The 12736-nt window shown below is 53.7% G+C and carries 11 protein-coding genes; 7 read left to right on the top strand and 4 right to left on the bottom strand.

What is annotated here, in order from left to right:
- Positions 1-89 precede the first annotated feature (89 nt).
- Together EL309_RS06100 and EL309_RS06095 are read left to right on the top strand one after the other, a co-directional pair.
- Positions 90-983, top strand: a complete 894-nt coding sequence (locus tag EL309_RS06100; RefSeq protein ID WP_004285186.1) for an ABC transporter ATP-binding protein — start codon at positions 90-92, stop codon at positions 981-983.
- Positions 984-1042: 59 nt separating this feature from the next.
- Positions 1043-1798, top strand: coding sequence for an ABC transporter permease (locus EL309_RS06095; RefSeq protein WP_004285187.1), 756 nt, complete (start codon positions 1043-1045; stop codon positions 1796-1798).
- Positions 1799-1929: 131 nt separating this feature from the next.
- Here the strand turns inward: EL309_RS06095 and EL309_RS06090 are convergent, their stop codons facing one another.
- Together EL309_RS06090 and recQ are read right to left on the bottom strand one after the other, a co-directional pair.
- Positions 1930-2370 carry a c-type cytochrome gene (locus EL309_RS06090; RefSeq protein ID WP_004285188.1) on the bottom strand — a complete coding sequence of 147 codons (441 nt, stop codon included), beginning with the start codon at positions 2368-2370 and terminating at the stop codon, positions 1930-1932.
- A 77-nt stretch (positions 2371-2447) separates the two neighbouring features.
- Complete coding sequence (gene recQ, locus EL309_RS06085) at positions 2448-4250, bottom strand: DNA helicase RecQ (protein WP_004285189.1); 1803 nt, start codon at positions 4248-4250, stop codon at positions 2448-2450.
- A 102-nt stretch (positions 4251-4352) separates the two neighbouring features.
- Between recQ and EL309_RS06080 the strand changes: the two genes are divergently transcribed.
- The 3 genes from EL309_RS06080 (at position 4353) to purB (ending at position 6734) form a co-directional block, all read left to right on the top strand.
- On the top strand, positions 4353-4796 hold the full coding sequence (locus tag EL309_RS06080) for a surface-adhesin E family protein (RefSeq protein WP_004285190.1): 444 nt from the start codon (positions 4353-4355) through the stop codon (positions 4794-4796).
- A 92-nt stretch (positions 4797-4888) separates the two neighbouring features.
- Positions 4889-5233: a hypothetical protein gene (locus tag EL309_RS06075; protein ID WP_004285191.1), complete on the top strand. Its 345-nt coding sequence runs from the start codon at positions 4889-4891 to the stop codon at positions 5231-5233.
- A 130-nt stretch (positions 5234-5363) separates the two neighbouring features.
- Complete coding sequence (purB, locus tag EL309_RS06070; RefSeq protein WP_004285192.1) at positions 5364-6734, top strand: adenylosuccinate lyase; 1371 nt, start codon at positions 5364-5366, stop codon at positions 6732-6734.
- 502 nt (positions 6735-7236) lie between these two features.
- Here the strand turns inward: purB and pgi are convergent.
- Together pgi and orn are read right to left on the bottom strand one after the other, a co-directional pair.
- Positions 7237-8889, bottom strand: coding sequence for a glucose-6-phosphate isomerase (gene pgi / locus EL309_RS06065; RefSeq protein ID WP_004285193.1), 1653 nt, complete (start codon positions 8887-8889; stop codon positions 7237-7239).
- 323 nt (positions 8890-9212) lie between these two features.
- Positions 9213-9773: an oligoribonuclease gene (orn, locus tag EL309_RS06060; protein ID WP_036494578.1), complete on the bottom strand. Its 561-nt coding sequence runs from the start codon at positions 9771-9773 to the stop codon at positions 9213-9215.
- A 316-nt stretch (positions 9774-10089) separates the two neighbouring features.
- On the opposite strand from orn, the gene EL309_RS06055 reads away from it, so the two are divergent.
- Positions 10090-11628 (top strand): ABC transporter permease, encoded by a 1539-nt coding sequence (locus EL309_RS06055; protein ID WP_004285196.1) that lies wholly within the window; start codon positions 10090-10092, stop codon positions 11626-11628.
- A gap of 14 nt (positions 11629-11642) precedes the next feature.
- Positions 11643-12608 (top strand): ABC transporter ATP-binding protein, encoded by a 966-nt coding sequence (locus tag EL309_RS06050; RefSeq protein WP_172795952.1) that lies wholly within the window; start codon positions 11643-11645, stop codon positions 12606-12608.
- Positions 12609-12736 lie beyond the last annotated feature (128 nt).

Here is a 12736-nt window from a genome sequence, read left to right as displayed (position 1 = left end):
CTGAAAATCATAAAGGGGTATAATGGCGGGCTCGAAAGGCCGTCTGAAATTTCAGACAGCCTGTTGACAACCCATAATAAAGAGATGTTATGCAAGCTGCTTTGTGTATTGAACATGCGGTGAAAACGTATCCGAACGGTTTTACCGCTTTAAACGGCGTGAGTTTCGAAGTGGCGCAGGGAGAGTTTTTTGCGCTGCTCGGACCTAACGGCGCCGGCAAAACCACGCTGATTTCCGCGATGGCGGGCTTGAGCCGTCTGACTTCGGGCAAGATACGGATTATGAACCACGATGTCGTACGCGATGCTTATGCGGCACGGATGAGCTTGGGCGTGGTGCCGCAGGAGCTGGTATTTGATCCGTTTTTTACCGTCCGCGAAACGCTGCGCTTCCAATCGGGCTATTTCGGCCTGAAAAACAATGAAGCATGGATAGACGAAATTATCGATAATCTCGGCCTTGCCGATAAGGCCGACACCAACACCCGCAATCTGTCCGGCGGCATGAAACGGCGCGTGATGGTGGCGCAAGCTTTGGTACACCGTCCGCCCGTGATTGTATTGGACGAGCCGACGGCTGGCGTGGATGTGGAATTGCGGCAGAGTTTGTGGGCATTTATCCAAACGCTGAACAAGCAAGGCCACACCATCATTCTGACCACACACTATCTTGAAGAAGCGCAAAGCATGTGCAGCCGGATTGCCATGATGAAACAGGGGCGGCTGGTGGCTTTGGATAAAACCGAAAACCTGCTGCAGGAAGAACAAGGCCTGCGCATCGAGCTGCAGTTGGACGGCAACTTGCCGGAAAACCTGCGCCAATGGCTGCTTTCCGAACAAAACCGCCGCTATCTGCTCCGTCTCGACGACTACGACCAACTGGCTTTCGTGTTACAAACCGTGAAATACGCCGGTATCGGCGTTCAGCACCTTGCCCTGCCCGAAACCGATTTGGAAGACGTTTTCGTCAAATTGATGAAATAAAAAGGCCGTCTGAATTTTCAGACGGCCTCAATCAGACAACCTTAAGGAAAACCGCGCCGATGATTGGCTTTTATACCTTATTCAAAAAAGAAGTCTTGCGCTTCTGGAAAGTCGGCCTGCAAACGCTGGCCGCTCCGATGCTGACTGCGCTGCTCTACCAACTGATTTTTTCGCACGCCATCGGCCGCCATGTACAGGCGTTGCCCGATGTTCCTTACAATGCCTTCCTGATTCCCGGCCTGGCCATGATGAGCATGACGCAAAACGCATTTGCCAACGCTTCCAGCAGCCTGATTCAGTCGCGCATTACCGGCAATTTGGTGTTTATCCTGCTGCCGCCCTTATCGGCTACCGCGATGTTTTCCGCCTATGTCGGCGCGGCCGTTACACGCGGATTATTGGTGGGCGCGGGCGTAATCGCGGTAACCGCACCGTTCGGCCTGCCGCTGCCGCACAATCTGCTTTGGGTTGCCGTTTTCGCCCTGCTGGGCTGTGCGATTATGGGAATACTCGGCCTGCTGGCCGGCATTGTGGCGGAAAAATTCGATCATCTCGCCATGTTTCAAAACTTCCTGATCGTACCGCTCACCTTTTTGTCCGGCGTGTTTTACTCCATCAACAGCCTGCCTGAATTTTGGCGCATCGTCAGCCATTTCAATCCCGTGTTTTATATGATCGACGGCTTCCGCTACGGCTTTTTCGGTACGGGCGACGCTTCGCCCTGGCTGTCTTTATCGGTGGTCGGCGGATTCGGCATCGTGTTGGCGGCAGCGGTCTTGGCCATATTGAAATCAGGTTGGAAACTGCGCAGATAAACACGCTTGAGGCCGTCTGAATTTTTTTAATCGCCTTGCCAAATTAAAAAACCCGATTCCCAAATAATCATGCCGCTTCAGAATTTGAAGCGGCATGATTTATCCTCCGGCAACAGCGTTAACCGACACACTTAATCTTCTTTAAACTTATCGTGGCAAGCCTTGCAGCTTTGGCCGACCTGACCGAATGCGGCTTTTACATCGTCATAGCGGCCGCCTCTGGATGCCGTCTGCAACTTATCCACGGCTTGTGTGAAACGGCGGATGGCGGCTTCAAATTCCTGCGGTTTTTCCCATACGGCGGCTTTCGCTTCCGAACCGGCACCGCGGCTGCCGGCATCATAATGCTGCCACGGCTCTTTGGCAGTTTCACCCATTTGCGCCGCCAAACGTGCAAATTCTTTGGCCGGAAAATCGGCGGCACTGCCGTTTTTCACCATCGCGCCCATTTTCTTACTCAAACCGCCCCATTCTTTCATATATTGCTGACGGGCTTTGATGTCGGATGCATCCGCATGTGCCAAACCGGACACCAGCCCCAAAGATAACAATAAGGGTAGGATTTTGTTCATTGTGTGCTCCTTTAATAATTATTTTGATTGTTTGGGTTTGATTATACAAACCTGTTTTTCGACCGCCCCGGCCTGCTTCAAGCATGAGCGAATCTGGCACAGATTTCCAGCACTTCTTCGCCGTATTCACTGATTTTCGCTTCGCCCATACCGTAAATATCGCGCAAATCTTCTTGCGTTTGCGGCAGTTTGTCCACCAAAGCCCGCAGCGTTCTGTCGCCGAACACCACATAAGCCGGCACATTGCCGTCTTGGGCGCGCTGTTTGCGCCAGCTGCGCAACGCCTGCCAAATCCGCTCTTCCCTTTCGGTACGGAGCCATGCTTCCTGCGGCGTGCGTGTGGCCGATTTGTCGCGTTTCAAAGGTCTGAGCCAAACCTGCGCCCGTCCTTTCAATACGTCTTTGGCCGCAGCAGTCAGCTGCAAAGCTTGGTAATGGGCAGGATTAACGGTCAGATAGCCCAAGCTGATACATTGCCGCACGACACCACGCCATTCTTTATCGCTCAAACCGTCGCCGATACCGAAGGTAGACAGTTCGTGATGGCAGTTGCCGATAATCCAATCGTCGGTTTTGCCGCGCAAAACATTGATGACATAACCGGCGGCAAACTGCTGCCCGACGCGATACACACAGCTCAACAGTTTCTGCACCGGCACCGTGCCGTCAAAACGGGTCGGCGGATGCAGGCAGTTGTCGCAATGGCCGCACGGCTCGGACTCCTCACCGAAATGCTTGAGCAGCAACACGCGGCGGCAATCGGCGGTTTCGCACACCGACAGCATGGCATCGAGTTTCTGCAATTCCACCTGTTTCTGCTCGGCGCTGCTGTTGCCCGTTTCGATACGCTCGCGCAGAATCACCCAATCGTTCAAGCCGTAACACAGCCAACTGACCGCCGGCAAACCGTCCCGCCCGGCGCGCCCAGATTCCTGATAAAAATGCTCCACGCTCTGCGGCATATCCAAATGGGCGACAAAGCGCACATCGGGCTTGTCGATACCCATACCGAAAGCCACCGTCGCCACCACAATCACGCCGTCCTCACGGGTGAAACGCTTTTGGTTGGCTTCGCGCACGTCCATTTCCAAACCGGCATGATAAGGAATGGCGTCCAAACCGTTTTCACACAAAAACGCCGCCACATCTTCCACTTTTTTACGGCTCAGACAATATACAATCCCGCTTTGCCCTGCCGCCTGCTTTTTAATGAAATCGAGCAGCTGCTTTTTGCCGTTGTTTTTCTCGATAACCTGATAATAAATATTCGGACGGTCGAAACTGGCCACAAATTCCGCCGCATTTTCCAAACCGAGATAATGCTTCATGTCGGCCCGCGTGGCCGCATCGGCCGTTGCCGTCAACGCCACACGCGGCACATGGGGATAACGCTGCGCCAACATACCGAGCTGGCGGTATTCGGGGCGGAAATCGTGCCCCCACTGGCTGACGCAATGCGCCTCGTCAATGGCAAACAGGTTGACGGTATGCTGGTCGAGAAAACGGAGAAACCGCTCGGTTACCAAACGCTCCGGCGCCACATACAATAATTTCAGACGGCCTGTTTCCATACTCTCCGCAATACTGCGCGCTTCTTCGCCCGACGTACCGCTATGCACGCAAGCCGCATGAATCCCCGCCGCATGCAGGTTGGCCACCTGATCGTTCATCAGCGCAATCAGCGGCGATACCACCACCGCCACACCTTCACGCATCAAGGCGGGAATCTGGTAGCACAAAGATTTACCGCCGCCCGTCGGCATCAGTACCATGAGGCTGCGGCCGGCTGCCAGCGTTTCGACAATTTCTTCCTGCCGTCCCCGAAATTCGGGGTAGCCGAACACACCTTGCAAAATCTGTCGTGCAGACGGGTTGGTCATCAAACAAAATCCGTATATTATAGAAAAACCGTATTTTAGCGTTTTTAACCGCAGTGCGCCCGTCATCCGTCCGACAGGCCGTCTGAAAAAAGGAATCCTTTTATGATGAATACCGTGCGCATTCTCCGCCGCACCGCCGCCGTTACCGCCGCCTTATTACTGGCAGCCTGTGCCGCCAACGGCCCGACCGTCAGCGGCAACTGGAAAGACATCGGCACCACCTCCAACGGCAACATCAAAGCCTCCATCGACATGGACAGCATCAAGAAAAACGGCCATGTCGTTACCTTCCGCGACAAAAAAACCGTTTTAAAACCCAATGAAGAGCGCTATACCAACCTGCCGAAATACAAAACCGCCGTCGGCGAATGGGAAATCAACTGCCAAAACAAAACCTACCGCCTGACCGCATTGAAACTGCTCGACAGCAACGGCTCAACCCTCACCGACGAACGCTATACCGCAGTCAACCTGCGCCCGATGAGTATCACCTTAGGTTCGATTACCGCCAAACAATACGAAACCGTCTGCAAGCGCAAACTCTAAACAGACTGTTTTTTCAGACGGCCTATAAGGCCGTCTGAAAATTTAAACGCAACGGTTTCACCCCAAACACCAGCCAACGGAAAGCAACCGCCATGAATACACCCGACTTCCTGAAAACACTGTCCGCCCTCTGCCTCTGTGCCGCCGCAGCCTCCGCTTTTGCCTCTGCACCCGAAGACGAACTGCTCAGCGCCCAAGCCGCCTACCGCGATACGCTGAAAGCCCAAACCCACAACAGCAGACGCATCGCCTCACTGCAAGCCGAGCTGGAACAGGCCAAAATCCGCCTGCAATCCGCCCAAGCCGACATTTCGCGCTTGGAAACCGAGCTGCAAAACGAAACCGCCGAACAATCCCGGCACAACAGCGCCCTGCAGGCGGCAGGCGCACGTTTGGATGCCGCCTGGAAAGCCTCGCGCAACGCACCGCGCCCCTAAACCGGCCTGAATACAGGCCGTCTGAATACGCAAACAGGCTGAAACCGGCAACGTGTTTTGATGTATAATTGCCGACAATTTCGGCCTTATTGCCGCTTCTTTTTCCCGCCCCATCAGACAGGAAACACAAATGATCGATTCTATTGCTGCACTTTCCCCGCTTGACGGCCGCTACGCCAAATCCGTAGAAGCCCTGCGCCCGATTTTCTCCGAATACGGCCTGATGAAAGCCCGTGTAAAAGTTGAGCTGAACTGGCTCAAAGCCTTGGCCGCCGAGCCGAAAATTACCGAAGTACCCGCATTCAGCGGCTTCACCGTGGCTGAAATCGACAAAGTCATTGCCGAATTTTCATTAAGCGATGCTGCCGCCGTGAAAGCCATCGAAGCCACCACAAACCACGACGTAAAAGCCATCGAATACTGGCTGAAAGAGCGTTTTTCAGGCGTGCCCGAAGTTGCCGCCGCCAGCGAATTCATCCACTTCGCCTGCACCAGCGAAGACATCAACAACCTTTCCCACGCCCTGATGCTGCAAGAAGCACGCGAAGCCGTGTTGCTGCCGAAGCTGGCCGAAATCACCGCCAAACTCACCGAAATGGCGCACGACTTGGCCGCCGTGCCGATGATGAGCCGCACCCACGGCCAACCCGCCACACCTTCCACTTTGGGCAAAGAAATCGCCAACGTCGTTTACCGCCTGCAACGCCAAATCAAACAGCTTGCCGCACAAGAATTCTTAGGCAAAATCAACGGCGCGGTCGGCAACTACAACGCCCATATGGTCGCCTACCCCGATGTGGATTGGGAAGCGCACTGCCAAACATTCGTCGAGCAAGCATTGGGTCTCACCTTCAACCCCTACACCATCCAAATCGAGCCGCACGACTATATGGCCGAGTTCTTCCAAACCCTCAGCCGCATCAACACCATCTTAATCGACTTCAACCGCGACGTATGGGGCTACATCTCCCTCGGCTACTTCAAACAAAAAGTCAAAGCAGGCGAAGTAGGCAGCTCCACCATGCCGCACAAAGTCAACCCCATCGACTTTGAAAACTCCGAAGGCAACTTGGGCATGGCCAACGCCGTGTTGGGCTTCCTTTCGGAAAAACTGCCCGTTTCCCGCTGGCAGCGCGACCTCACCGACAGCACCGTGCTGCGCAACATGGGCGTAGGTGCAGGCTACACCGTGCTGGGCTTGGTCGCCCACCTGCGCGGCCTGAACAAACTGGAAGCCAACCCCGCCGCCTTAGCCGCCGACTTGGACGCCACTTGGGAACTCTTGGCCGAACCGATTCAAACCGTGATGCGTCGCTACGGCGTGGCCAATCCGTATGAAAAACTGAAAGACCTCACCCGCGGCAAAGACGGCATCACACCCGAAGTGCTGAAAGTGTTTGTCGAATCGCTGGACATCCCCGCCGATGCCAAACAGCAGCTGCTGGCTTTAACACCCGCGCTGTATGTGGGCAAAGCCGAAGAACTGGCAAAACGCATTTAAGGCATTTGAAATGATAAGAGGCCGTCTGAAAATTTTCAGACGGCCTCTTTCTTTATACAGACAATCAACCGGCATGATTGATGTCGGATTCGAGAATCCGACCTACGGCGACTGAACAAAATAAATGTTCGCAAGGTCTTTATTTACACTGTCTGTCACGCCAACCCCACGTAGTCGCGATGTTACATACTGCAACACTGATGTTTACCATAACCGTTCCGATTCTTTTGATTTGGCTGCATAACAATAGACCTGAGAAACTCAAGGGATATAAAAGGAGGCTGTCCATTGCCGCGATTCCGGTATGTTTCGCTTGGTTTATGTACGAGATACAACGGTCACCCACAAGCGTGGGAGAATTGGCATTTTTTGTTTGTTATCTCATCTTACTGTCAGCGCTGTTATACAAATCTGCCAATCGGAAAGGATAGGCCGATATTGAAAGCCCGATATGTTTAAGGCCGTCTGAAATTTCAGACGGCCTCTTGCCCGCTATCCTTGCTTATTTTTCCGTCAAACCGGGTTCGGAGCGGCAACGGCGGTAAAACTCTATCAAACCGTTGGTTGAGTTGTCATGCTGCAAACTGCCCTCCTGCAACAATTCCGGCTCAATGGCCTTGGCCAGCACCTTGCCGTATTCCACGCCCCATTGGTCGAATGAGTTAATGCCCCAAACCACACCTTGAACAAAGATTTTGTGTTCGTACATCGCCAACAGCATGCCCAGATTAAACGGCGACAATTCGTCCAACAAAATCATGTTGCTGGGCTTATTGCCGGGAAACACTTTTTGTACCGCCAATTTATGCCTCTCTTCGTCGGGAAGTGCGGACAATTCGGCTTCTGCTTCAGCCAGGGTTTTACCCTTCATCAACGATTCCGCTTGGGCAAAAGCATTGGCAACGGTAAACCGGTTGTGTTGTTCGTAGCCGTAAGCCGTACGCATCGGTACGATAAAATCAACCGGAATCAAGCGCGTTCCCTGATGCAGCAGTTGGAAATAGGCATGCTGGCTGTTAACGCCTTCTTCGCCGAACACGACCGCGCCGGTATGGTAATCGACAACCCCGCCGTCAACCGTCGTCCGCTTGCCGTTGCTTTCCATATCGAGCTGCTGCAGATAGCCGGAAAGCCGGCGCAGGTTATGGCTGTACGGAACCACGGTTTGGCTTTCCGAGCCGTAAAAATTGTTGTACCAAATGCCCAATAAAGCCTGCAAAACGGGAATATTGCGGCGGAACGGAGTGGTAAAGAAATGCCGGTCCATAGCGTGCGCACCGCGCAACAGCTCGCGGAAACGCGCCGCACCCACGGCAACCATCACCGGCAGGCCGATGGCCGACCAAACCGAATAACGGCCGCCCACCCAATCAAACATGGCAAATACGTTTTCAGGCACAATCCCGAATTTGCGTGCCGATTCGACATTGCTCGACACGGCGACAAAATGCTTCAATATGTCGGCTTCGGTCATGCCTTGATTTAAAAACCAACTTCGGGCGGTCGCACCGTTGAGCAAGGTTTCCGGCGTGGTAAAGGATTTGCTGGCAATACAAAACACGGTTGTTTCCGGGCGGACTCTCGCCAAAACCTGTGCAATATCGGCATCATCGGCATTGGCGGCAAAATGCACCCGTATATTGCGGTGGTAAGGCTGCAAAGCCTGCATGACCATTCTGGGGCCGAAATCCGAACCGCCGATACCGATATGGACGAAATCGGTAATGGTTTCGCCCGTTGCTCCACGGTATTCGCCCGACAACAGTTTTTCGGCAAACGCCAATGCGCGTGTTAGTTCCTGATGGACTTTCGCAACCACATTTTCCCCGTCCACATAAACCGGTTCGGCGTCTTCCGGCAAGCGCAACGCCGTATGCAGCACCGCCCTCCGCTCGCTGGCATTGATTTTATCGCCGCGGCGCATGGACTCGGCATAAGCGCGGACACCGGCCTGTTCGGCCAATGCACATAAAGCGTCTAAAATTTCTTCGTTCACACGGTTTTTACTGTAATCGAACAGCATACCGTGTAAGGATTCATGCATCCGTTCGAAACGGTCCGGCTCTGCGGCAAACTGGTCGCGCATACGGACGGATGCCGTTGCTTGCCGATGCTGCTGCAAAGTCTGCCAAATTGTTGTTTGTGTGAGTTCCATTTAACATTTTCCACAAATAAGGCAACTGCAAACTCTTCTTCGTTATACCGTCGGGTTTGCTTATGCCGAAATACAGATTCGGCCTGCACTTCGAGGCCGTCTGAAAAAACAGAATCTTTTTATGCCCGTAAAGTTTCCGGCCAATCGGCGGAATACCTGTGCTTTGTCCTTTCGGCGAAGCATCGGGCGGTATAGTTTAATACAATATCATTACATTGGTTAGATTTTACACAAACAAAATACCGTTATTCCCCCGCACCGCCCGTTACCCGGACGGCACAGACAAACAACGGCTGCTGCCCGACAGTATTTATGCCATTCAATCAACCGGCCGCTTCGGGCAAACGGATAAAGTTGTCTCGGTAATAGCGCATTTCTTCAATGCTTTCCAGAATATCGTCCAAAGCCTGATGCGAACCGCGCTTGACCACGCCTTTGGCCACTACCGGATGCCAGCGTCTGGCCAATTCTTTTAAGGTGGATACGTCCAGATTGCGGTAATGGAAATAGGCTTCCAGTTTCGGCATATAGCGCACCATAAAACGTCTGTCCTGATGAATGGTATTGCCGCACATCGGCGTGGCGCGTTCGGGAATCCATTGCGCCATAAATGCCAGCAATTTCTGCTCCACATCGGCTTCGGTATAAACCGAATCGCGCACGCGCCGGGTCAGCCCCGTCCGACCGTGCGTTGCCGTGTTCCATTCGTCCATGGCGTTTAAAACTTCATCGCTCTGGTGAATGGCATACACTTCGGATTGCGCCAATACGTTCAAATCCGAGTCGGTAATAATCATCGCCACTTCGATAATGCGCTCTTTTTCAGGGTCCAAACCCGTCATTTCCATGTCGAGCCAACACAGATTATTTGCATTTTGAGTCATATTTTTCAGACGGCCTTTACCCGTATCGATTGCTAAAAACCGCATTATAAGGGATTTATCAGGCAAACGCGTGGTATCCGTCGGCCGCACAAATTGCAATATAAAGCCGATCAAGCCTGATGTCTGCGGATATCCCGATTTTCAGACGGCCTCCGTCTGTAATCTTTAATTAAACTTCATTCAATATCCATAATCTCAAATCGCGATTTTCACAACGGCAGGCCGTCTGAAATTGGTATACTCGGCATACGGTCGGCAGGCCGTCTGAAAAATAACGTATTTTCCACCACTTAATTTATATTTATACCGTCCTATCATGAATATCCGCCGTTTGTTTGCCACTTTGTCGATTGCCCTGATTCCGCTCGGCTTCCTGATACTGATGGTGGTGGCGCCGCTGGTTGCGCTGGCCGCTTATGATGAAGGCACGATGCTGTGGGACATTATTTATGACGAATATATCCAATGGCGTATCGGTTGGACGGTGATTCAGGCGGCGGTTACCTGTTTGGTAACGGCATTGCTGGGCATTCCCACGGCATGGGCGTTGGCAAGGCTGGATTTTCCCGGACGCAGGTTGGTGTTGCGGCTGTTGATGCTGCCGTTTGTGATGCCGACGCTGGTGGCGGGTATGGGGGTGTTGGCGCTGTTCGGCACGCACGGTTTGCTGTGGGCAGGCTGGCAGGATACGCCGTACCTGCTGCTCTACGGCAATGTGTTTTTTAATCTGCCTGTGTTGGTGCGGGCGGCCTATCAGGGGTTTTCCAATGTACCGGCAAGCCGTCTGAAAGCGGCGCAAACGTTGGGGGCAAATGCTTGGCAGCGTTTCTGCCATATCGAATGGCCGGCGTTGCTGCCGTGGCTGGCGGGCGGGATGTGTTTGGTGTTTCTGTATTGTTTTTCGGGCTTCGGTTTGGCTTTGCTGCTGGGGGGAAGCCGTTACAGCACCATCGAAGTGGAAATTTACCAGCTGATTGCCTATGAATTGGATATGGCACAGGCTTCGGTATTGGTTTGGCTGGTGTTGGCGATTACCGCTGTTGCCGGCGGACTGTATGCGTGGTTGAGCCGACGCACGGCCAGCGGCAGGCAAACGGCTCCGCTGCCTTTGCGTAAACCGCAAACCGCCGGAGAACGCCTGCTGCTGGGCGGTGCGCTCGGCATATTGGTGTTTTGCTGTCTGCTGCCTTTGACGGCGGTGGCGTTGCAGGCTTTCGGCGCGGGCAATTCATGGCAAGTGCTGGCGGAAGCGGAAACGCTGGCTGCCGCTTGGAATACGCTGCGGTTTACTTTTTCCGCCATGCTGCTGGCGGTATTGCTCGGCGTGATGCATGCCTGGCTGGCACGTCGGGCGGCTTGGGTACGCGGTTTGACGTTTTTGCCGTTTATGGTGTCGCCGGTATGCGTGGCGTTCGGCGTACTGCTGCTTTATCCGCAATGGACGGCTTCGCTGCCGCTGCTGGTGGCAACCTACGCGCTGCTGGCTTATCCGTTTATTACCAAAGACATTCTAACCGCATGGGACGAAATGCCTGCCCGTTATCAGACGGCGGCACGCAGCTTGGGGGCAACGCCTTTTCAGACGGCCAGATATGTTACCGTTCCTCTGCTGCTGCCTGCTTTACGGCGCGGCAGCGTGTTGGCGGCGGCAACCTGTATCGGTGAATTTGCGGCTACCTTGTTTTTGTCGCGCCCCGAATGGCAAACGCTCACCACGTTGGTTTACCGTTATTTGGGTACGGCAGGCGCCGACAACCACGACCGCGCGATGGTGGTCACTTTAATCTTGATGTTGATGGCATTGGCTGTGTTTGTGTGTTCGGATGCCGGCGAGTCGGACAGAAAGGCCGTCTGAAAAAAGGAAAAGATATGCTGGAATTGAAACAGATATACAAGCGTTTCGGCGAGAAAACCGTAGCGGCAAACGTGAACCTGCAAGTGGAAAACGGCAAACTGCTGGCCGTCTTGGGCGCGTCGGGCAGCGGCAAATCCACCCTGCTCAACATCATTGCCGGACTGCTCCGACCCGACAGCGGCGAAGTGTGGATCAACCAAGTAAACCAAAACGGCATTCCGCCCGAACGCCGCAGGATTGCCTTTATGTTTCAAGATTATGCGCTGCTGCCGCATTTAAACGTTTGGCAGAATGTCGCTTTCGGCCTGAAAATGCAGGGAATGGCCGAAAGCGAAGCCAAACAGCAGGCGGAAGCCGTGTTGGCCGAAGTCGGTTTGGCCGCCGAAAGCGGACGGAAGGTTCACGCCCTCTCCGGCGGCGAGCAGCAACGGGTGGCGTTGGCGCGGGCATTGGTCATCCGGCCGCAGGTTTTACTGTTGGACGAAGCCTTTTCCAGCTTGGATACCGGTTTGCGCCAACAACTCAGATTGCAGACTTTGGCACACATCCGCCGTCAAAACATTCCTGCCGTCATGGTTACGCACGACCCCGAAGAAGCTTTTCTACTGGCCGACCACATCGCTTTACTGCAAAACGGGCTCGTTATCCAATGCGATACGCCCCAAAAGATTATGCAGGCGCCGGCCAACGCCGAAGCGGCACGCCTGATCGGAGCGGCCAACATCCGCGCCGGCTACCACATTCCGCAACACGCCATACATTTCGACCATCCGGCAGGCAGCCCGAGCCGCATCAGCCATGTACTCTATTTACCCGAAAGCTGCCAAATCACGCTGCAACATCCCGAATACGGCGAACTGGAATGGATTGCCGATTGGCAGCAAATGGCCGCGCAACCACTGCAAACGGGCGACAGTCGGCCGGTATGGATTGATGAAAACGCCGTTATCCGTTTCGATACGCTTGGGCAGCCGTCTTAACCGCCGAATCGGAGCGTCTGTTTTTCAGACGGCCTCCGCTTATAAAATTTGTTGTAATTTTACGGACTGCACAATCCGCAACGTATCGGAAATCCATTATAATTCCCGCCTGTTATTCTTATTTAAAG

This window comes from Neisseria weaveri, from assembly GCF_900638685.1.
Classification (GTDB): domain Bacteria; phylum Pseudomonadota; class Gammaproteobacteria; order Burkholderiales; family Neisseriaceae; genus Neisseria; species Neisseria weaveri.
This window is presented reverse-complemented; position numbering and strand designations above follow the sequence as displayed.